Origin of the sequence: Gluconacetobacter diazotrophicus PA1 5 (genome assembly GCF_000067045.1) — a bacterium.
In the GTDB taxonomy this organism is placed as follows: Bacteria; Pseudomonadota; Alphaproteobacteria; order Acetobacterales; family Acetobacteraceae; genus Gluconacetobacter; species Gluconacetobacter diazotrophicus.
In genome coordinates this window covers 1,864,800-1,886,683 of record NC_010125.1, presented here as the reverse complement: position 1 = coordinate 1,886,683, position 21,884 = coordinate 1,864,800, and the positions used below count along the sequence as shown (strand labels likewise).

General features: G+C 70.4%; 13 protein-coding genes. 10 read left to right on the top strand and 3 right to left on the bottom strand.

Going from position 1 to position 21,884, the window contains the following annotated elements:
• Positions 1–4 precede the first annotated feature (4 nt).
• Positions 5–1,672: a tetratricopeptide repeat protein gene (locus GDI_RS08780; RefSeq protein ID WP_012225402.1), complete on the top strand. Its 1,668-nt coding sequence runs from the start codon at positions 5–7 to the stop codon at positions 1,670–1,672.
• Between the two features lie 145 nt (positions 1,673–1,817).
• Here the strand turns inward: GDI_RS08780 and GDI_RS08775 are convergent, their stop codons facing one another.
• Together GDI_RS08775 and GDI_RS08770 are read right to left on the bottom strand one after the other, a co-directional pair.
• Positions 1,818–6,065, bottom strand: a complete 4,248-nt coding sequence (locus GDI_RS08775) for a translocation/assembly module TamB domain-containing protein (protein WP_012225400.1) — start codon at positions 6,063–6,065, stop codon at positions 1,818–1,820.
• Entirely contained in the window at positions 6,065–7,939 is a 1,875-nt protein-coding gene (locus tag GDI_RS08770; RefSeq protein WP_144880023.1) for an autotransporter assembly complex protein TamA, read from the bottom strand. The genes GDI_RS08775 and GDI_RS08770 overlap by 1 nt, the downstream gene beginning before the upstream one ends.
• Positions 7,940–8,548: 609 nt before the next feature.
• Between GDI_RS08770 and miaB the strand changes: the two genes are divergently transcribed.
• From miaB to GDI_RS08735, 7 genes are all read left to right on the top strand, one after another.
• Positions 8,549–9,928: a tRNA (N6-isopentenyl adenosine(37)-C2)-methylthiotransferase MiaB gene (miaB, locus tag GDI_RS08765; RefSeq protein ID WP_041249370.1), complete on the top strand. Its 1,380-nt coding sequence runs from the start codon at positions 8,549–8,551 to the stop codon at positions 9,926–9,928.
• Positions 9,929–10,011: 83 nt separating this feature from the next.
• Complete coding sequence (locus GDI_RS08760) at positions 10,012–11,103, top strand: PhoH family protein (protein WP_012552948.1); 1,092 nt, start codon at positions 10,012–10,014, stop codon at positions 11,101–11,103.
• On the top strand, positions 11,087–11,695 hold the full coding sequence (gene ybeY, locus GDI_RS08755) for an rRNA maturation RNase YbeY (protein WP_012552947.1): 609 nt from the start codon (positions 11,087–11,089) through the stop codon (positions 11,693–11,695). The genes GDI_RS08760 and ybeY overlap by 17 nt, the downstream gene beginning before the upstream one ends.
• Before the next feature lie 119 nt (positions 11,696–11,814).
• Positions 11,815–12,666 (top strand): hemolysin family protein, encoded by an 852-nt coding sequence (locus GDI_RS08750; protein ID WP_231854312.1) that lies wholly within the window; start codon positions 11,815–11,817, stop codon positions 12,664–12,666.
• A gap of 10 nt (positions 12,667–12,676) precedes the next feature.
• On the top strand, positions 12,677–13,606 hold the full coding sequence (gene panS / locus GDI_RS08745; RefSeq protein ID WP_012225391.1) for a ketopantoate/pantoate/pantothenate transporter PanS: 930 nt from the start codon (positions 12,677–12,679) through the stop codon (positions 13,604–13,606).
• A 74-nt stretch (positions 13,607–13,680) separates the two neighbouring features.
• Entirely contained in the window at positions 13,681–14,298 is a 618-nt protein-coding gene (locus GDI_RS08740; RefSeq protein ID WP_012225390.1) for a thioredoxin domain-containing protein, read from the top strand.
• 31 nt (positions 14,299–14,329) lie between these two features.
• A complete protein-coding gene (locus GDI_RS08735) occupies positions 14,330–18,865 on the top strand; it encodes an AAA family ATPase (protein WP_012225389.1) in 4,536 nt (1,511 codons plus the stop codon).
• 49 nt (positions 18,866–18,914) lie between these two features.
• On the opposite strand, the gene GDI_RS08730 is transcribed toward GDI_RS08735, so the two are convergent.
• On the bottom strand, positions 18,915–20,435 hold the full coding sequence (locus tag GDI_RS08730; RefSeq protein WP_012225388.1) for an acetyl-CoA hydrolase/transferase family protein: 1,521 nt from the start codon (positions 20,433–20,435) through the stop codon (positions 18,915–18,917).
• Positions 20,436–20,569: 134 nt separating this feature from the next.
• Between GDI_RS08730 and GDI_RS08725 the strand changes: the two genes are divergently transcribed.
• Both GDI_RS08725 and GDI_RS08720 read left to right on the top strand, forming a co-directional pair.
• Entirely contained in the window at positions 20,570–20,893 is a 324-nt protein-coding gene (locus GDI_RS08725) for a hypothetical protein (protein WP_012552945.1), read from the top strand.
• 113 nt (positions 20,894–21,006) lie between these two features.
• Positions 21,007–21,861, top strand: a complete 855-nt coding sequence (locus GDI_RS08720; RefSeq protein ID WP_012225385.1) for a metallophosphoesterase — start codon at positions 21,007–21,009, stop codon at positions 21,859–21,861.
• Positions 21,862–21,884: the final 23 nt, after the last annotated feature.

The following is a 21,884-nucleotide window of genomic DNA, read 5'->3' as shown; positions in this document are numbered from 1 at the left end:
CTTCATGAAAACGATCGCCGACCCGGATTCCCCGCCTGCCGACCTGAATGCCCCCCTGCGGCAGGCCCTGGACTGGATCAGGGCCGGGCGGTTCGCCGACGCGCGGGCGCTGCTGGAACCCCTGGCGGCCCGGCCCGGCATCCGCCCCGGCGAACACCCCGACGAGCGGCTGAACCTGCTGCTGGCCTATGCGCTGGGCGGCAGCCATGAACCTGTTCGCGCGGCGGCGCTGTTCTGCGCCCTGGCCCTTCGCTACCCCGCCGCCGTCCATCCGGCCTACGACCTGGTCACGCTGCTGGTCGCCCAGAACCGCCGCGCGGATGCCGAACCCGTGCTGCAGGAAGTCGTCGCCCGCACGCCGCATGACGGGCGCGCCCATGAATCGCTGGGCGACCTGCTGATCCAGCTCGGGCGCTTCCGCGATGCCGAGGCCCGGTTGCGGACGGCCATCGACCTGCGCCCCGACAGCCTGTCCGCGCAGAACCTGATGGCGGCGTGCCTGTCGGAACAGGGCCGCAATGCCGAAGCCGACGCCATCTTCCGCCGCGTGCTGGCAGCCCATCCCGACGATGCGACGACCCATGCCAACCGCGGCCACCTGCTGGCGGCCGAAAACACGTTCGACGCCGCGCTGGACCATTTCCGCCAGGCCATCGCGCTGCGCCCCGACGACGCCCGCGTCCGGCTGAACCACTCGATCGCGCTGCTGAAGGCCGGGCGCTACGCCGAGGGGTGGACCGAGCATGAATGGCGCTTCCGCCTGCCGGGCCATGCCAGCGTGTCGGCCGCCACCCTGATGCCGTCGCTGACCCCGGACCTGGACATCGCCGGCACACATATCCTGCTGACGCACGAGGAAGGGCTGGGCGATACGCTGATGTATCTGCGCTATCTTCCCCCGCTGGTCCGCCGGGGGGCGCGCCTGACCGTACGGGTGCCCGAGACTTTGGCGCCCCTGGTCCGGCGCATCGCCGGCCTGCATCGGGTCATCACCGGCGACCAGCCGGCCCCGGCCCCGGTGCCAGCCCATGACTGGCATTGCCCGCTGATCAGCCTGCCCCGGGTCTTCGCCGCGACCGCCGAGGCGATGGGCGACCCGCCGCCCTACCTGACCGCCTCGCCCGAACTGGTCCGGCACTGGCGGCCCTATCTGCCGTCCAACGGGCGGCTGAATGTCGGCGTGGTCTGGGCAGGCTCCTCCCGCCCCGACGTGACGAAGGCCTATATGACCGACCGCCGGCGGTCGATGAAGCTGGCGGCGCTGGCACCGCTGGGCCGCGTCGCCGGCATCAATCTGGTCAGCCTGCAGAAAGGGCCGGCGACCGCCCAGATGGCCGACCTGCCCGACGACATGCGGCTGTACGACCCGATGGAGGACGTGCGCGACATGGACGACACGGCGGCGCTGGTCGCGTCGCTGGACGTGGTGGTGTCGGTCGATACGTCGATCGTGCATCTGGCCGGCGCGCTCGGCCGGCCGGTTATCATGCTGGACCGCTACGACAATTGCTGGCGCTGGCTGTCGGGGCGCGAGGACAGCCCGTGGTATCCGACCCTGCGCATCATCCGGCAGCCACGCCCGCACGCCTGGGACGACGTCGTGGCCGGGACCGCCGCCATCCTGGAACAGATGGCGGCCGGCATGCCTGAGAGGCTGTTTCAAAAGTCCTGATGCTGAGCGAGATCGGCCCGAAGGGCCGCGTCCGTCGTGTGTTTTTGAGCACCGAAGCGGAGCGGCCTTACGGGCCGTGAGCAGCGGAGCGCAGGAAACGCGCGTCGGATCGCCAGCAGCAGGACTTTTGAAGCAGCCTCCGCGTTCAGTATCGATACTGGTACGACAGGCCGACACTGCTGCCGGGATCGTTCTCGGGCGTGGTGAAGCCGGTGACGTTCCCCCCGGTCCCGACCGTCGTGTTCAGCTTCAGCCGCCGTGTCAGGTCCACCTGGACCTGCGCCTGCGTGCCGGAACCGGACGTGGCCTGCTTGGCGCCGACATAGACGCCACGCATCACGTATTTCCCGGCCTCGACGCTGGTGCCGGTGCCCTTGCCGACGCCGGAGCCGCCGGCCAGTTGCAGCCGGTCCAGCCCCAGCGTGTTGCGCACCTTGGCCAACGGGTCGAAGGCCGATCCGCCGGTCAGGGTCGCAACGGCACCCGCGATCTCGGCCATCTGGGTCGGTGACAGCGACTGGGCATCCGTCCCGAACAGCAGCATCGCCATGATCTGGTCCTGCGACAGGGGCGGCGAGGAGGAAAAAGTGATCTTCGGCGCGCTGGCATATCCGCCCACGACCAGCCGGGCCGTGCCGGCATTCGTCGCGCGTTCGGCCTCGAAATCCAGGGTTGGGTCGATCGCCTGCGTGACGCCGGACCCGTTGAAGGCCACCCGCCCCTTGGTGAAGTCCAGCGAGATTCCCGCCAGGTTGAAATTGCCGCGCCGCATGTCGAACCCGCCGGTAATGGCCGGCGCGTCGGCCGTGCCGCCGACATGCAGCCGTCCCTGCATTTCCGCATCCAGCCCATGTCCGCGCACGAACATCTGGCCCGGCGAGGACGCGGTGACGTCCAGCCCGACGACAAGGCTGCTGCCGGTATCCTGCGGCACCTGCCCGTCCGCGCCGGGGCGGATGACGTCAAGCCGGGCGATCGACGGCGGCAGGGAATTGGGAATGTTGATTTCGGCATGCGGGATGACCACCCGCCCGGCCACGTCGATCCGCGAGGCCAGCCTGCCCCGGATCGTCATGTCGGTGTTGATTTCGGCGGTAACCAGGTCGCTGGACAGCGGCCGGGCATGATCGGCGGTAATCCGCAGGTCGATCGGCAGGCCGGGCTGGAAGGCCCCCAGCGTTCCGTTCACCGTGATCCGGCCCGGCCCGGCCGAGGCCGAGAAATTGTCGATCGCAAGCACATCCTTCCGCGCCACGATCGTGCCCGCCATGTTCGAAAGCTGCACCCCCTGGGCGTAATCATGGATCTGACCCCCTGCCAGCGTGAGGGTGCCGGAAGCCTGGGGTGCCGAAAACGGCCCACCGACGCCCAGCGCCAGTTGCACCGTGCCTTCGACCTGCCGCCCCTGGGCACCCAGATAGGCATTCGCCGCCGCCAGGTTGATCCGCCCGCTGGTCTGGAGCGCCATCGCGCCCGACGCCCCGGTCGGCACCGTCCCGCGCACCGCCAGGTCGACCATCGCGCCGGCCCGCGCGGTCGCGTCGATCCGCGCCTGCGTGCCCGAGAGCTGCGCCGTGGCGTCCAGGCTGGCCGGCGGCAGGGCGCCGCTGAAATCGGCGTTGTATTTCATGTTGCGGGCCGCCACCGTCACCGTTCCCTGCGGGCTGGCCAACGTGCCGCGCAGGACGGCGCGGGCCGTCATTGTCCCATCCGCGCGAAGCGACGGCATGAACGGCCGGGCGATGGCGGGGGTCAGGTTGTCGATCGTGGCGGTCAGGGCCAGGGCGGGCTTCACCGTGCCGGCAATGTCGATCTGCGCGGGCGCGACGCCGGGGGGCGCCAGGGTCGCACGCAGGCGGTCGACCCCGATCGCCTTGCCGAAGCCGATCCGCGCCGGGGCCAGCAGGCGTACGGATTCGCCCCGCGCATTCGCCTGCAGGGTACGGAGCGCGACCGATCGCCCGGGCACGTCCAGGACCATGGCGGTGGTCAGCGCGGCCGGCGCACCCATCAGGTCGGGCAATGACGCCGTGGCTGCGATCGCCAGCGCGTCCTGCGGGCCACGGGCGGTTATGCTGGCGTTGCCCGCCGCACCCTTCATCGCCAGTCCGTCGAGCTTGAGCGCCATGTCGGTGCGCATCGCGCCCAGCGGGTCGGCGACGGTGCCCGCCAGCGTCACCCGGCGCAGGCTGGCCCGCGCGCTGGCCAGGCTGCCGTCAAGATGCAGCGTCACGACCGGCGGCGAAGCGTCCTGTCCGCCCTTCGGCGTGTCCGACGTACGGACCGAGGCCACCACCGAACCGGATACATCCTGCCCGACCAGGCGCGACAGGTCGGCCAGGCGCGTCATCTGCAGGTCCAGCGTGCCCAGCGGTACCACTTTGCCGGGATTCAGGACCAGGCGCCCCTTTCCCGACGCGCTCTTCCAGTCCAGGTGCCCCAGGTCCAGGGTGCGCCTGCCCTCCGCGTCCTGTTCCAGGTCGGCCGCGACCGACAGGGGCGCACCGTCCAGGCTGCCCTGCGCCAGCACCGTGCCCTGCGGGGTCGCGGGCAGATGGTGGAACACCGCATCCAGCATGATCGGCCCCGCCGGCATCCCGGTGGTGCCCAACTGCCCCTGAAGGTGCGCGGTAGCGGACAGGTCGTTCATCGGCCCGTTGACGGCCAGGTTCAGCGCCGCCTGCCCCCGCAGCGCGGGCAGTGCGCGTTGCAGGTCGTCCACCGCCAGATGCACCGTGGCGTCCAGCATTCCGCCGGCTTCCCGCACTGGCGAACCGGCCGCCCGCGCCCCCGTCTGGCTGCCCGTCACGGCCAGGTGCACGGCCTGCCCGTCCAGGGTCAGCCGGTCGATGCGCATCACGCGCGGGCTGTCGCCATGGCCGCGCGTGATCGCGGCGCGCAGGGCCAGCTTGCCATCCGGCCCCACCAGATCGGCCGCTTGCCGTATGCCGCCGGTGATGCCCAGATCGCCATCCAGCGCCAGGCCGATCTCGCCCTCGGGCCGGGTCGGCATGGCGAACGATCCGTGCAGGCCCAGCCGGCCGGCCAGCGCCACCGGGGCCGCCGCCGCCAGCGGCCCCAGTTGCGGCACCGTCAGGTCGAAATCCCCATGCGCCGGCTTGGCGGTCATGACCCGGCCCGTCAGATGCAGCAGGGTATGGTTCAGGCCGATATCCAGCGGCCAGTCGGCCTCATCGGGATGCAGCGCCAGATCCAGCGTCAGCGGATCGGCGGCGAATACGGTCGGCCGGGCGCCGGGGATCGACAGCCCGTCGATCGCGGCATGCAGGCGGGCCAGGGCCGGCTGGCCCGCCGCCGATTCATGCCCGTCGAACGTCACCAGCACCCGGCTGGCGGCGACCCCGGACGCGGCAAGCTGGTCCAGCGTCAGTTGCCCCTGGCCGACCGGATGATGCACGTCGCCCGACAGGTGGGCATCCAGCGCGATACCCTGCCAGCCGATGCCGTCCCGCACCGTCATGGCCGGCGCATGAACGCCGATCGACAGTTGAGTCTTGACGTGAATGAAGTCGATCAAGCCACTTATTTTAGAAGTTAATTCCCCCGATTTCAGTGCAAAATCCAGGTGGTTCGCATCACGCGGACCATCCAGGTCCAGCACCAGGTGCAACGGGTCCAGGGGCTCCAGCCCGGCCGTGGAGGCGAAGCCGCCCGGTCCCTCATCGGCCGTCAGATGCAATCCCAGGCGCCGGGGCACGATGTCGGTGCGCAGGGCCAGCGTCCCGTCGCGGTCCAGGCGCTTCAGGCGCAGGTCGATCCGCGCGTCGGGCAATGTCGCGACGCTGACCCCGTTCAGCACCGGGGCGATATGGGCCAGACGCGCCTGGCCATCCAGGGCGAAGTCCGCCGCCACCCCGGCGATATCGGCCCCGACCTCGATCCGGGCGATGTGGACGGCGCGGATATCGATGCCGAGATCCAGCCCGCCCTTGCGGCCGGTCGAGGGCGCGGACGGTGTGGTGGACGCGGCCTGCAACCGGGGAATGGCCAGGCGGTCCATCGCGATCCGGTCGATGCGCGCGCGCCTGGCCAGCAGATAGGTCGGCCGCCAGTCCAGCACCAGCCCGTCGATGGCAAGCCACGTCCCGTTGCGGTCGTTCAGGGCGATATGGCCGATCCTGAGCGCATCGGGAAACCGGCCCGACACCCCCTGGAGCGTCACGGTGCCGCCGGTCAGCGACGCGGTCTGCCGTTCGATGGCATGGCGGCCCCAGCCGGTATTGGCGGCGACCAGGATGCCCAGCGTGGCGATCAGGACCAGGCCCAGCGGCACGCCCACCACCATGCCGGCGGTCCATGCGGCGATCCGGCGCCAGCGGCGCCCCGGCACGCGGGCGGATGGCGGGGTCGGAGCGGGACTGTCGGGCGCCATCAGAAGGTTTCCCCCAGGCCGATATAGAGTTCCCACGTATCGCCTTGCGCCGGCCGGTTCAGCGGGAACGCGACGTCCACCCGCACCGGGCCGATCGGCGTATAGTACCGCACCCCTGCCCCTGCGCCGACGCGCAGCGTGCCATGCAGGGGGCTGCTGCCGGTGTCGACCTGGCCGGCATCGGCGAACAGCGCCGCGCCGAAGCTGCGGAACAGGCGCTGGCGGAATTCCACGGTGCCCGCATCCATCGACGTGCCGCCGATCGCGTATTTGCTGTTGGGAAATTGCGGCCCCACGCCCTGGTAGCGGAAGCCGCGCACGGTCGCGCTGCCGCCGGCATACAGGCGTTGATCAGGCGGAATCTCGAACGTCGAAGCCCCCTGCACGCTGCCGACGACGCCGCGAAACGCGAAGACGCTGCGCCCGGGCCGCGAAAGGCCCACATGCGACAGGTCGAAATAGGTGGATGCCGTCGCCTGCAGGATGGTGAAGAACGACGTGCCGCTGATCAGGGAGGCCGAGGGCGTCGCGCTGGCGGCGATGCGCACCCCGTGGGTCGCGGGGTCGATCGGGTTGGTCAGCCCCGTGCTGTCATAGGTCGCGGACAGGGGCAGGGACACGATGGTGTAGTCGTTGGACATCCCCATCTGTTCGATATGTTCCTGTTCGGCCTCGCCGCCGAAAGACACCGTCCATCGCCGCCCCAGATGGCGGACGATGCCCGCGCGGACCAGCAGCGCCGTCTGCCGGTAGGAATAGAGCAACTGGCGGATTCCCTCGACCCGCACGCTCAGGTTCTGGTCGCGGTCACCGAAATCCGGCTTCAGCAGGTCGGCATATACGTCATAGCCCAGCCCCTGCTGCGCCGAACCGCCCAGTCCCGTCACCAGGGTGGTCAGGCGCAGGCGCTCGGCATTGCCGAAGATGTTGTTGTGCGTCCAGCTTACGCCGCCCCGGCCGCCCAGGTCGGTGGAATATCCGCCCTCCACCTCCGCCATCCGCTGCTTGCCCTCGGTGAAGGCGAAGTTCAGCGGCATTTGCCGGCCAGCCGTCAGCGGCGGCGCGTCGCTGGCCTGCACGTCGGAAAACACGCCGAGCGACGCCAGGTCCTGCCGCGCCGCCTCGATGTGTGACGGCTGGTAAAGCTGGTCGGGGTGCAGGGTGATCCGCCGCGCGATATAGGCGGGATGGGTCCGCTTCAGCCCGGACAGCGCGATGGCGCCGATCGTCACGATCGGCCCGCGCCGCACGGTGTATTCGACGTCCAGCGTATGGGTCTGGGGCCGCAGCCAGGCCTTGGGCGTGCCGACCTGCGCCAGGGCGTGGCCTTCCTCCTTCAGTTCCGCCTGCAGGTTCACCCCGCCCGCCAGCACGTCGGACGCGATGGCCGGATGGCCCGAGGCCACGCCCAGGGCGGTGCGTTCCGGGGCGTTGAGGACGATCGGGGCCGTGCCGTCCTCCGGCGACGGCTTCAGCGTCACCTGCCCCAGATGGAAGATGTCGCCCCGGACCGGCGTGATGGTGACCTGCACGGCCTGCCCCTTGGGAACCGCCAGCAGCCATTCCGGCAGGCGCGGGTCCTGGCCATCCATCGTCGCCGGCGGCGCCGACGGCGCGGCGTGCCCCCCGGCGCGCAGTCCGACGGCGATGCGGATCGTCGCGGCGTAGTAGCCGTAGCTTTCCAGGGCGGTGCGCAGGCGGTCGTAATCGTTGCGGATGCGGCCGGCGAGCGCGAACGGGCTGACGGCCTTGGTCTTCTGCAGGGACAGCAGGCTGGAGGACGCGCTGATCGCCGCGTCCAGGTCGCCCTGGCCGGTCGGGCGGATCACGGTGACGTAGGATTGCGGGTCCGCGCCGCGAACGGGCGGCGGCATCCAGCCCACGAAGACGACCAGCCCCACGACCAGGACGGCCCGACGGGACGCGGTGCGTCCGGCCCCGGCACGATCTTCTCCGGCACGATCCGCCCTGCTCGCCCTTCCCCGCGATGTCGCACGGGGCCGCCGTGACCCTGTCAATGTGTCCCTGTCCCGCCTTTGTCTTCGTTCCTGCTAACGGGCCGGCCGGCCATCCGTTCACCCCGCCTTCGGACGCGCGCGCGTCCGAATGATCCGTATGCCTCGTATATAAGGCAATGGTTTGACAAGACGATAAAAAAAAGCCGTGCGGCGACGCATCGGCACAGGGCGTCATATGGGGGACGCCGGTTTTTTTGATTCGGGACTCGGAGAGTTGCCTTGACAATATCCCCGCTTCCTTTGCCAGATTGCGGAGACAGACGACGCCACGCCCGGCATTGCCCGAGGAGAGGTCAGCCCGCACGATGATGCTGTCGTACCCCGGTTCGGCGGGCCATAGGCCCGGCAGAAGGCCTTGACCCGAAGCGCCACACATATGATGTGTTCCCGCGACCGCGCGGGATGGTCCGGCGGCGCGCCCAGGAAGTCTCAGCCGTGACCGATCAGCCTGCCTGCCCTCCCGCCATGGATCTGGCCCCCGCGTCAGGATCGCGGGGCCTGCACGTCATCACGTGGGGCTGCCAGATGAATGTGTACGACAGCGCGCGGATGACCGACGTGCTGCGCCCGCTGGGCTATCACCCGGTGGACACGCCCGATACCGCCGACATGGTCATCCTCAATACCTGCCATATCCGCGACCGCGCGGCGGAAAAGGTGTTTTCCGAACTGGGACGCCTGCGCCTGGTCAAGGAAGCCCGGGCGACGGAGGGACAGCAGACCGTGCTGGCCGTCGCCGGCTGCGTGGCGCAGGCCGAAGGCAAGGAGATCCTGGCCCGCGCGCCCTTCGTCGATATCGTTCTGGGTCCGCAGACCTATCATCGCCTGCCGGAGATGGTGGCGCGCGCGGCGCGCGCCGCCGGCGCCGTGATCGACACCGACTTCCCGGCGGAACAGAAATTCGACTTCCTGCCGGATGCGCAGGCCCCGCAGAGCCCCGGCGGCATCACGTCGTTCCTGACCATCCAGGAAGGCTGCGACAAGTTCTGCTCGTTCTGCGTGGTGCCCTATACGCGCGGTGCCGAAGCCAGCCGCCCGGTGGCGTCGGTGCTGCGCGAGGCCCGGCGCATGGTGGAATGCGGCGCGCGCGAGATCACGCTGCTGGGCCAGAACGTCAACGCCTATCATGGCGAAGGGCCGGACGGCCGCGTGTGGGGCCTGGCGCGCCTGGCCGAGGCCCTGGCCGCCATCCCCGGCCTGGCGCGCATCCGCTACACCACGTCGCACCCGCGCGACATGGATGCGGACCTGATCGCCGCCCATCGCGACCTGCCGGCGCTGATGCCATTCCTGCACCTGCCGGTGCAGTCGGGGTCCGACCGTATCCTGGATGCGATGAATCGCGGCCATACCGCCGCCGATTATCGCGACCTGGTGCTGCGCCTGCGCGACGCCCGGCCGGATATCGCGCTGTCGTCGGATTTCATCGTCGGCCATCCGGGCGAAACCGACGCCGATTTCGAGGCGACCCTGCAACTGATCCGCGATGTCGGCTTCGCGCAGGCCTTCTCGTTCAAATATTCCCCCCGCCCCGGCACGCCGGCCGCCGGCGCGCCGCTGCAAGTCGCGGAAGACGTCAAGGACGCCCGCCTGCAGGCGCTGCAGGCCCTGCTGCGCACGCAGCAGGACGCGTTCAACGACGGGACGGTGGGACACGTGGTTCCGGTGCTGTTCACAGGGCACGGGCGCAAGGCGGGGCAGCTTTCGGGCCGTTCCCCCTACCTCCAGCCCGTGCATGTGGAAGGGCCGGACAGCCTGATCGGCCAGATCGCAAATGTGGAGATCCGTGAGCGCTACACCAATTCGTTGAGTGGAACCCTCGTACAGGAGAGAGCCTTCGCTTGAGAGAACAGACGGTATCAGCAATCCTGACCGGCCGGCGCCCCGCACGGGCGCAGGACCATCACGATCCGTCCCGGCATGGCGGCATGGACGCCATGCGGACGATCACGCTGCAATTCGACGACAACGCCCTGCTGGCGCGACTTGTCGGAGATCATGACCGTCACCTGCTTCATCTCGAACGTGGATTCGGCATCCGCCTGTCCTGCCGGGGCAATCGCGTCGCCGTCAGCGGCACCCCGGACCGGGTGGAAATCGCCCAGGCGGCGCTGAACAGCCTGTATCGCAGGCTGGAAGGCGGCACCGACCTCGATACCGCGGAAATCGACGCCGCGATCCGCATGGCTGCCGCCCACCACACCCTGCCCCGCCTGCCATCCGAAGGACGGTCCGCCATGCCCCATGACAGCGCGCACCTGCCCCAGCCGCACAGGTCGGAATCGCACCGGCTGTCGCTGCCCGAACTGCCGGCCATCCGCACCCGGCGCGGCGCCATAGCACCCCGCTCGGCAGGCCAGGCGACGTATATGGAAATGCTGGCCCAGGCCGAGATGGTCTTCGGCATCGGGCCCGCCGGCACCGGCAAGACCTATCTGGCGGTGGCGCAGGCGGTGGCGATGCTGCAGGCCGGCCAGGTCGACCGCATCGTGCTGTCGCGCCCGGCGGTCGAGGCCGGCGAGCGCCTGGGCTTCCTGCCCGGCGACATGAAGGACAAGATCGACCCGTACCTGCGCCCGCTCTACGACGCGCTGCACGACATGCTGCCCGGCGACCAGGTCGTGCGCCGCATGGCCACGGGCGAGATCGAGGTCGCCCCCCTGGCCTTCATGCGTGGCCGCACGCTGGCCCACAGTTTCGTCATCCTGGACGAGGCCCAGAACACCACCTCGGCGCAGATGAAAATGTTCCTGACCCGCATGGGCAGCGGCACCCGCATGGTCGTGACCGGCGACCTCAGCCAGGTGGACCTGCCGTCGGGCGTGACCTCGGGCCTGCGCGACGCGGTGGATACGCTGGAAGGACTGCCGGGAATCGGCATCACGCGCTTCGAATCCCGCGATGTCGTGCGGCACCCGCTGGTCGCGCGCATCGTGGACGCCTATGATCAGCGGGCGGCGGCCGAACGGGACATGTCCCGCAGCAGGGCGCGCCGGGAGAACAATGGAACCGCGAAGTAGCCAGAATCCCGCCGAATCCGGCGGGGTCCTTACGATAGAGCCGACGGCCGGACGCGCCGTCGGCCTTCCCCCTGTTCCGCTCCACGAGTGGGACGTCCCGGCCGGGGACGGCGGCGATGACTGCGATGTCGTCGTGACCGACGCGCGCTGGCATGGCGCCGTGCCGGGCATTGCGGCCCTGGTCCGGCGCACCGCGCGCGCGGCCTGGGGCGGTGACGCACCGGGGCCCGTCACGATCATGCTGGACAATGACCGCGCGATCCGCCGGTTGAACGCCCGGCATCGCGACCGGAACAAGCCGACCAACGTCCTGACCTTCGACTATCCCGGCGGCCTGCCGGGGGGCGACATCATGATCGCGCTGGAAACCGTGCGGCGCGAGGCCCAGGCGGCCGGCCGGCCCATCCGCCACCACCTGATGCACCTGGTGGTGCACGGCATCCTGCACCTGCGCGGCCACGACCATCACCAGGCCGGCGAGGCCCGGCGGATGGAAATGGAGGAAGCCCGGATCCTGGGCCGCCTGTCGGTGCCCAATCCCTGGAAATACCGCCCCGGCGCACCGTCGGGGCTGATGGGGGACGGGCAGTGAACCGCCCCCTGCCCGTTTCCGCGACGTCGGACGCCGCGCCGCATCGCACCGATGCCCCCAAGGCGGAGACGGCCCGCCCCCCCGATGAGGTCCCCCCGTCACGCCCGCGCGGCCGTGGACTGCTGTCGCTGTTCGGACGCAGGCGCGTCGAACAGGGATTGCGCCATTCCATCGCCGCGCTGGTGCAGGAAGCCAACGACGCCGAGGGCGACGGCGCCGACCCCAATTCGGAACTGGACCGCCAGGAACGCGCGCTGATCGCCAATGTGCTGCGCCTGCGCGGGATCACCGCCGACGACGTGATGGTGCCGCGCGCCGACATCGTGGCCATGCCGGTCTCGCTGAGCCTGGACGAGGCCCTGGCCCTGATGCGGCGGGAAAACCATTCGCGCATGCCGGTCTATCGCGAGCAGCTCGACGACATCGTGGGCATGATCCACGTGAAGGACCTGATCGCCTATGTCGGCACCAGCGAAGGATTCAACGTGGAATCGCTGCTGCGCCAGCCGCTGATGGTGGCGCCGCAGATCCCGGTGCTGGACCTGCTGCTGCAGATGCGCCAGCGGCGCGTGCACCTGGCCCTGATCATCGACGAATATGGCGGCATCGACGGGCTGGTGACGATCGAGGACCTGGTGGAAACCATCGTCGGCGACATCTCGGACGAACATGACGAACCGACGGCGGTCCTGATCCAGGAACGGCCGGACGGCACGTTCGACGTCGATGCCCGCCTGCCGGTCGAGCAATTCGAATCCCGCCTGGGCCCGCTGCTGACCGATGCCGAGCGCGAGGCCGAGATCGAGACCGTGGGTGGCCTGGTCTTCTACCTGGCCGGGCATGTGCCCACGCGCGGCGAGGTGCTGACCCATGACAGCGGCCTGGTCTTCCGGGTGCTGGACGCGGATTCGCTGCATATCCGCAAGGTTCGCGTCCGCCCGCCGCCACCGCCGCCCGCGCCAGCCGCCTGATCCCCTATCCTTGTCGGTCCTGACCCGCCTCTTCCCCCTGTGGGCGATCCTGGTCTCGGCCTCGGCCATTCGCTGGCCGGGGCCGTTCCTGGCGCTGTCGCCCGCCATCACGCCGTTGCTGGCGTTCGTGATGTTCACCATGGGCGTCACGCTGACCGTGGCGGATTTCCGCCGTATCGCCCGGCGACCGGCCCCGGTCCTGGCCGGGATCGTGCTGCATTACACCATCATGCCGCTGGCGGCGTGGCTGGTCGCGCGCATGCTGGGCCTGCCGCCGGCGCTGCGGGTGGGCATGATCCTGGTCGGCAGCGTCTCCAGCGGCACGGCGTCCAACGTGATGATCTACCTGGCGCGGGGGGACGTGGCGCTGTCGGTCAGCATCAGCACGCTGTCGACCCTGGTGGGCATCGTGGCCACCCCGCTGCTGACGCGGCTCTACGTCTCGGCCGACGTCGCGGTCGACACATGGGCGCTGTTGCGCAGCATCGTCGAACTGGTGGCCCTGCCGGTCGTGGGGGGCCTGGCGGTCAACATGCTGGCCCATCGCGCCGTGCGGCGCATCGAACCCGCGCTGCCGCTGGTGGCGATGATCGCGATCATGGCCATCATCGGCTCGATCGTCGCGTCGGTCCGTCCGTCCCTGGCCTTCGCCGGGCCGATCGTCCTGCTGGCCGTGATGCTGCATAACGGGATGGGCCTGCTGGGCGGCTATTGGGGCGGCCGCCTGCTGCGGCTGGACGAAAGCGCCTGCCGCACCCTGGCCATCGAGGTCGGGATGCAGAATTCCGGCCTGGCGGCCACGCTGGGGCGGCTTTATTTCGGCCCGCTGGCGGCCCTGCCGGGGGCGATCTTCTCGATCTGGCACAATATCTCGGGCTCGGCCCTGTCGGCATGGTGGGCCGGGCGGCCGGTGCGCGACACGGCGCCCCGATCCTCTTGACGCCTGCGCGCTTTGCGGGCTTTTTCGCCATTCCCGCGACCCGTTCGATCCAGCATGCCGGAGACCGTTCAGCCATGCCCGTTACCCGCCGCACCCTGATCGCGACCGCCCCCGCCCTGCTGGCGCCGGGCCTGGCCCCGCGCGCCGCACGGGCGGCCGACACCGATCCGCGCATGAGCGTCCGCGCCGCCGGCAACCCGGCCGCGAAGGTGCATGTCGAGGAATGGTTTTCGCTGACCTGCACCCATTGCGCCCGGTTCGCGGGCGAGGTGTTCCCGGAAATCCGCACCAGGCTGATCGAGACCGGCAAGGTCTATTACATCTTCCGCGACTTCCCGCTGGACCAGCTTGCCCTCGCGGCGGCGATGATCGCCCGCACCCTGCCGCCCGAGCGGTACGAGCCCTTCGTGCTGTCGCTGCTGTCCAGCCAGGATCGCTGGGCGTTCGCCCGCGACGTGAACCCGCAGGACGAATTGCAGAAGATGGCGGCCCTGGCCGGCATGCCCGCCGACCTGTTCCAGAAGACGATCGCCGACGACACGCTGCGCCAGGCCATCATGGACGAGGAAAACCGCGCCCAGGCCCAGTACAAGATCGAGGGCACGCCGACCTTCCGCTTCAACGACAAGGTGCAGGTGGGCCAGGAAATGACCTACGACGATTTCGCGCAGAAGGTCGCCTCGTTGGCCTGATTCCGACGTCCCTGATCCGGTCCGTGCCCCCATGACCGCCCGTTTCGTCCGCCTGCGCATCGCGGGATTCAAGAGCTTCGCCGACCCCGTCGCGGTCGATATCCTGCCCGGCCTGACCGGGATCGTCGGCCCGAACGGGTGCGGCAAGTCGAACGTCGTCGAGGCGCTGCGCTGGGCCATGGGCGAAAGCTCCGCCCGGTCGCTGCGCGGGGGCGAGATGGACGACCTGATCTTCGCCGGCACCGCCGCGCGGGCGGCGCGCAACCTGGCCGAGGTGACCCTGACGCTGGAAGGCACGACGGGCATCGCTCCGCCGCCGCTGCACGACCAGGACGAACTGCAGATCAGCCGCCGCGCCGAACGCGGCGCCGGCAGCGACTATCGCGTCAACAGCAAGCCGATCCGCGCCCGCGACGTGCAGACGCTGTTCGCGGACCTGGCATCGGGCGCCCGGTCCTCGGCCATGGTCAGCCAGGGCCGGGTCTCGGCCCTGGTCAACGCCCGGCCCGAGGAACGGCGGTCGATCCTCGAGGAAGCCGCCGGCATCACCGGCCTGCACGCCCGCCGGCACGAGGCCGAGCTGAAGCTGCGCGCGACCGAATCCAACCTGGCGCGGGCCGACGATCTGCGCGTCCAGCTGGAAGGCCATCTGGACAATCTGCGCGGCCAGTCGCAGCAGGCCCGGCGCTATCGCGAGATCTCGGCCGCGCTGCGCGAAGCCGAGATCACCCTGCTGGCCCTGCTGCATGCGCGGGCGCGGCTGGCGGTGGAGCGCGCCGGCCAGGCGGCACGCCAGGCCCGGCACGCGATGACGCAGGCCGAGGAAGCCGCCGAAACCGCGGTGGTGACGGAATTCGAGGCCAATCGCGACCTGCCGGCCCTGCGCGTCCGGTCGGACGAAACCCGCACGGTCCTGGAACGGCAGAAGATCCTCGCCGAAGGCATCGCGCGCGAGGAACAGCGCGCGGCCGAAGCCGCATCGGACGCCGCCGCCCGCTTGCAGCAGGCCGAGGCCGACCATCAGGCGGCGGAAGCCCGCCATGCCGACGCCGGCGAAAACGTGGCCCGCCTGCAGGCGGAGCAGGCCGCGCTGGACACGCGGCTGGCGGCGCTGCCGCAGGACGTCGCCCAGGCGCAGGCCGACCTGGCCACGGCCGGCGAATCGGTTCAGGCGCAGGAACGGGCGCTGGAACAGGCCACATCCGACGCCACGGCGGCGCGGGCCCGGGCGGAACAGGTGGAAGCCGCGCATCGCGAGGCCCAGGCCCGCCACGCCCGGCTGTGCGACCAGCATGACCGGCTGGCCGCCGAACTGGACGCGTTGCGTGCCGCCCTGCCCGGCCAGGCGGACATGGAGGCCCAGGCCGCCGCGCTGGCCGCGTCGTCCGAACATCTGGCCCGGACCCGCGCGGCGCTGGATCACGCCGCGCAGGAACAGTCCGACGCCACGCTGGCCGTGACCCTGGCCCGCAACCACGCCACCGAGGCCCGCCGCCGGCAGGAGGAAGCACAGCGCGCCCTGGCCCAGGCCACCGAACGCGCGACCGCCCTTCGCGCCGCCCGGCAGGCCCTGCAACGGCGACAGGATGATACCAACGCCCATCTGGTGGCGCCGGAACGCCGCGAGGCGCTGCGGACCGGACTGGCCGAGGCGCAATCCGCGCTGGCCGCCGCCCGCGCCGCGCTGGAACAGGCGGAACTGGACCGCCAGGCAGCCTCCGCCGCGCAGATCGAGGCCCGAGCCCGCCTGCAGGAAGGGGTGACCCGCCGCGCCGCCATCGGCACCGCCCTGCGCACCGCCGAATCCACCCAACAGCGCGCGCAGGCGCGGCTTCAGGCCCTGCAGGGCGATCTGGCCCGGGCCCGCGCCGCCGCCATCGCCCCCGACCGGGTGGACGCCGCCCGCGCGGCGCGCGAATCGGCGGAACGGGACCTGGCGGCGTCCGGCCTGGCGCTGGAGGGCGCCGAATCCGGCCTTGCCGCCGCCCTCGCCGCCCGCGATGCGGCCACGCACCATCTGGCGGAGGTGAAAGCCGACCTGTCCCGCCTGACCGCCGAGATCGAAGGGCTGACCCAGGCGCTGGCGACCGGCCACGGCGAATCGGGCTGCCGCCCGGTGGTGGACGACATCCTGGTGCCGGACGGGCTGGAAGCGGCCCTGGCCTCGGCCCTGGCCGAAGGGCTGGAAGCGTCGGTCGAGCCCGAGGCCCCGCGCCTGTGGCACCGGTTGGACGACCTGCCCGCCCCCGCCCTGCCGGGTGACGGCACCGTTGCGCTGTCCGGGCTGGTGACGGCCCCCCCGGCCCTGACCCGCGCGCTGACGGCCATCGGCCTGCTGGCGGACGGCGTGGATGGCGCGGCGTTGCAGGCCGGCCTGCGCCCCGGGCAAAGCCTGGTAGACCGGACCGGCGCCCTGTGGCGCTGGGACGGCTACCGCGTGGCGGCCGGCCTGCCTAGCCGTGCCGCCCTGCTGCTGCAACAGCGCAACCGGCTGCGCGAGACCGAGGCCGCACGCGACATCCGGCGCGCCGACCTGCCGGTGGCGGAGGCCGCGCTGGCCGAGGCCGAGCAGGCACGCGCCCAGGCCGCCGAATCCGTGACCCAGGCCCGCGCCGCCCGCACCCGGATCGAAACCGTGCTGCGCCAGGCCCGCGCGGACGAGGCCGAGATCGGCCGGCTGGACAGCGCGGCGCGCGCGCGCCTCGACACCGTCCAGCCGCAGCACGATCAGGCGGTGCAGGCCCTGGCCGAGGCCGAATCGGCCCTGGCCGCCGCGCGGGACGAGGCCACCGCCCTGCCCGACGAGGCGCAACTGGCCCAGGCGCATGAGGCCGCGCGCCGGCACGAACAGGCGGCCCAGGCGGCGGAAGCCGTCGCGCGCGAGACACGGCGCCGTGCCGAAGCCGCGCAGGAAGCCGCGCGGCGCGAGGACGACGCGACCGCCGCCCGCCATGGCGAGGCCGAGGCACGGCTGGCGACCATCGTCCCCGAATTGCAGCGCATCACCCGCGAAGCCGAACAGGCCGAAGCCGCGCTGGGGGATGCGGAAACGGCCCTGTCCGCCCTTCCGCCCGTCCAGGACGCCGAATCCGCCCTGGCCGCCGCCGAGGCCCGCGCCCGCGATGCGGCACAGGCGCACGACGCCGCGCGGCAGGCCCGGCAGCAGGCCGAATCCGCGCTGGAACAGGCCCAGGCCGCGCATGCCGCCCGGCAGACCGCACAGATCGAAACCCGCAGCGCGCTGGACGCCCAGGCGCCGCGCCTGGAATCGCTGGGCCAGGAGCGGGACGAGGCCGCCGCCCATCTGGCCCGCGTGACGGCGGAGCGCGAGTCCCTGCCCGACCTGGAGGCCATCGCCACCCACGTGCAGCAGATGCGCGAGGCAATGGCCGCCGCAAGGCAGGCCGAGGACGCCGCACGCCAGCAGGGCACGGCGCTGGCCGGCGAACAGCAGGCGGCCCGGGCGCGGCTGGACGGCCTGGTCGCCGCGCTGGCCGACTGGACCGCGCGACAGGCGGCCGCCGCCGCCGAACGGGACGGCAGCATCGCCCGGCTGGAAGCCGCCCGGGCCGACCATGCGCGACTCGCCGCCCTGCCGGACGAGGTGACGCGCACGCGGGCGACCACACACGACGCGCTGCACCGGGCCGAATCCGACCACGCCGACGCGGCCCGCACCCTGGCGGAGGCCGAGGACGCCCTGGCCCGGGCCCAGACCGGACGCCGCGATGCCGAGGGCGCGCTGGCCGCGGCGCGCGAAGCCCTGTTGCGGGCCGAAGGACGGCACGAGCAGGCCGAAGCCATCCTGACCCAGTTGCTGACCGAAACGCCGGAACCGCCTGGCATCGTCCCCCCCGACCTGACCGAGGCGGCGGAGAGCAGCCTGCGCCGCAAGATCGCCCGCCTGGTCCGCGAGCGCGAGGAAATGGGGCCGGTCAATCTGCGGGCCGAGCTGGAGGCCGACGAGGCCGAGACCCGCATCGCCACCATCCGCAACGAAAAGGACGAACTCGAATCCGCCATCGCGCGCCTGCGCGGCTCGATCGGGGCACTGAACCGCGAGGGCCGCGAGCGCCTTCTGGCGGTGTTCACCGAGGTGGACCAGCATTTCCAGTCCCTGTTTTCGCGCATGTTCAATGGCGGGCGGGCGCATCTGGGCATGGTGGGCAACGACGATCCGCTGCAGGCGGGGCTGGAGATCTACGCCCAGCCGCCGGGCAAGAAGCTGGCGACGCTGTCGCTGCTGTCGGGCGGCGAGCAGGCGCTGACCGCCCTGTCGCTGATCTTCGCGGTGTTTCGCTGCAACCCCGCGCCGATCTGCGTGCTGGACGAAGTCGACGCGCCGCTGGACGACGCCAATGTCGGGCGGTTCTGCGCGCTGCTGGCCGACATGGTGGCCGAGGCCGGCACCCGCTTCCTGGTGGTGACGCACCATCAGTTGACGATGGCGCACATGGACCGGCTGTACGGGGTGACGATGCAGGAACGCGGCGTCAGCCGCGTCCTGTCGGTCGATCTGGACCACGCCGCGACGATGGCGGGTCAGTTCCGCGCTGAAACAGTCTGAAAAAAGAAGGCCGGGACGATGCCCGGCCTTCCGTGACGATCCGAGACGATCAGGTCGGCAGCATCGAGCCGGTTTCGATGAAGCGCTGATGCCAGGACAGCGATTCGGTCAGCAGATGCGGCGATTGCAGGCCGTAGGACCCTTCCTTCGCCCGCTTGAAGTAATCCTGCAGCCCCGGACGGTAATCCGGATGCGCGCAGTTCTTGATGATCACTTCGGCGCGCTGCTTGGGCGACAGGCCGCGCAGGTCGGCCAGGCCCTGTTCCGTCACCAGCACCTGCGAATCCTGCGTGATGTGATCGACGTGCGACGCCATCGGCACGATGGCCGAGATCTTGCCGCCCTTGGCCGTCGAAGGCGTCATGAAGACCGAGATATAGGCGTTGCGCGCGAAATCGCCCGAACCGCCGATGCCGTTCTGGATGCGCGAGCCCATGATCTGGGTCGAATTGACGTTGCCGTAGATGTCGGATTCGATCAGCCCGTTCATCGCGATGCAGCCCAGGCGGCGGATCAGTTCGGGATGGTTGCTGATATCCTGCGGCCGCAGGATGATCTTGGACCGGAATTCGGCCATCCGGGCATTCAGCGATTCCGCGGCCTCGGGGCTCAGCGAGAACGCCGTGGCCGACGCGACGCGCATCTTGCCGGATTCCAGCATGCCCAGCATGCCGTCCTGGATCACTTCGGTGAAGGCGGTCAGGTCCTCGAACGGACCCTCTTCCAGGCCGCTCATGACCGCGTTGGCTACATTGCCCACGCCGGACTGCAGCGGCAGCAGCGATTGCGGCAGGCGGCCGCGCGCGACCTCGTGGCGGAAGAATTCCATCAGGTGGCCGGCAATGGCCTTGGCCGAGGCATCGGGCGGCGTGAACGGGGCGTTGCGGTCCGGCGCATGGGTTTCGACCACCGCCACGACCTTGGACGGATCGACGCGCAGGGTCGCCTGGCCGATCCTGTCATCCGGGCGCAGCAGGGGAATGGGCTGGCGCTCGGGCGGCAGGGCCGCGCCGTACCAGATGTCGTGCATCCCCTCCAGCGCCGCGTCCTGCCAGCTATTGACCTCGATGATGACCTGGCGTGCCGATTCCAGCCACGTCTTGTTGTTGCCGACGGACGAGGACGGGACGATCGTGCCGTCCTCGCGGATCGCCACGGCCTCGATGACCGCGGTGTCCATCTCGCCGAAGAAGCCCTGCCACACCATCGGCGCCACGTGGCTCAGATGCATGTCCAGATATTCGGTTTCGCCCTTGTTGATCCGGCCGCGCAGCGTGGCGTCGGAATTATAGGGCATGCGGAACGCGATGCCGTCCGCCTTGGCCAGCGCGCCATCCAGTTCCGGACCGGTGGACGCGCCCGTGAACAGGCGGATGCGGAACGAATTTCCCTTCGCCTTCTCGGCTTCCATGATCGCGGCCAGTGCCTGCGGCACGGCTTTCGGATAGCCCGAACCGGTAAAGCCGCTCATGCCGACCATGGAACCGGGACGGATGTAGTAGGCAGCTTCCTCGGCAGTCGTGACTTTTGCCCGGAAGGCCGCATTCCGGATTCGGTTATGATCGATCATGGAACCTTTCCTCGTGTCTTCTCATTATCTTGTGTCGCGGGTTCGTTCATACCGGCCGGTCGCCACAGGCCGATCCCGATACGCCATCTCTTCTCTTTCCCGGTCGACCCGTCACAACAAAAGAGTGTTACACCATGGCCGGTCCCCTCGTTCCCGATACCCGACGCGACCACGACCGGCATGTGAGCGCGCTGCTGGACCGGCTGCCGCCCCGCATGCGCGCGGCCATCGAGTGGCTGCGCGTCCCCTCCCGCCGGCCGGTGCGCCTGGTGGCCGGCGGGCTGCTGTGCATGGGCGGTTTCCTGTTCTTTCTGCCGGTTCTGGGCCTGTGGATGCTACCGCTGGGCCTTCTTCTGCTGTCCGAGGACGTTCCCCTGCTGCGCCGTTTCATGGACCGTATCCTGATCCACATCGCGCGGAAGCATCCGGACTGGCTGGAACCGAAAGACGAAAAATGACTGTCTGGCATGCAATTCAGGAAACCCGGCGCCAAGGGGCCGGTGCCCATGGCGAAGTCCGTACCGCATCCCCATATCCAGAAGCTGACAACTTCATTCCATGACCCACGGACATGCCATTGGAACGTCCCCACCCATCCGGCCCAGCATGGACACCGCCCATCGCCGATGCGCGGGCGCCGGACGGGCCGTACCTGCCCCCGGACGGCCATGCGGACGACCATGCCGCCCTCGATTCCGTCACGGACGTCCCGGCGTTTTATGACCCGGTCGCGGTGGAACGGCTGATCGACGGGCGGCCGATTCGCGTCGTGGGGGACGTCCATGGGGACCTGCGGGCGTTCGAGCACGCGGTGGCCACCGACCGGTTCGTCATCCAGTTGGGCGACCTGGTCGATCACGGGCCGGACAGCGCCGGCACGTTCCGCCTGATGCAGCGCCTGCTGGATGACGGGCGCGGCCTGTTCATCCTGGGCAACCACGACCGCAAGCTGGCCCGCGCCCTGGCGGGGCGGAAGATGCGCCAGGACGCCCCGCTGATCCAGACCATGCGCCAGTTCCAGGCACCGGAGAACGAGGACGTCCGCACCCGGGCCTGGCAGGACATCGCCCATGCCCCGCCCTGGATCGTGCTGGGCCGGCGCATCTTCGTGCATGGCGGCTTCCATTCGCGGATGCTGAACGAACCGCCGCCGCCGGGCCTGGGCACGGTGACCCCGCTGCTGTCCCGCGCGCTGTTCGGCGAGACCACCGGGCGCATGCAGAAGGACGGCTATCCGGAACGGCGCCTGAACTGGATCGACCATATTCCGCCCGGCTATACCGTCTATTGCGGCCATGACCGCCGTTCGACCGACGGGCGGCCCTGGATCAGGGTCGGCCGGGCCGGCGGCACGTCCGTCTTCACCGACACCGGGGCGGGAAAAGGTGGCCATCTGGCCTGGATCGACCTGCCCGACGACGCATGAAACCCTGTATAACGGTCGCGACC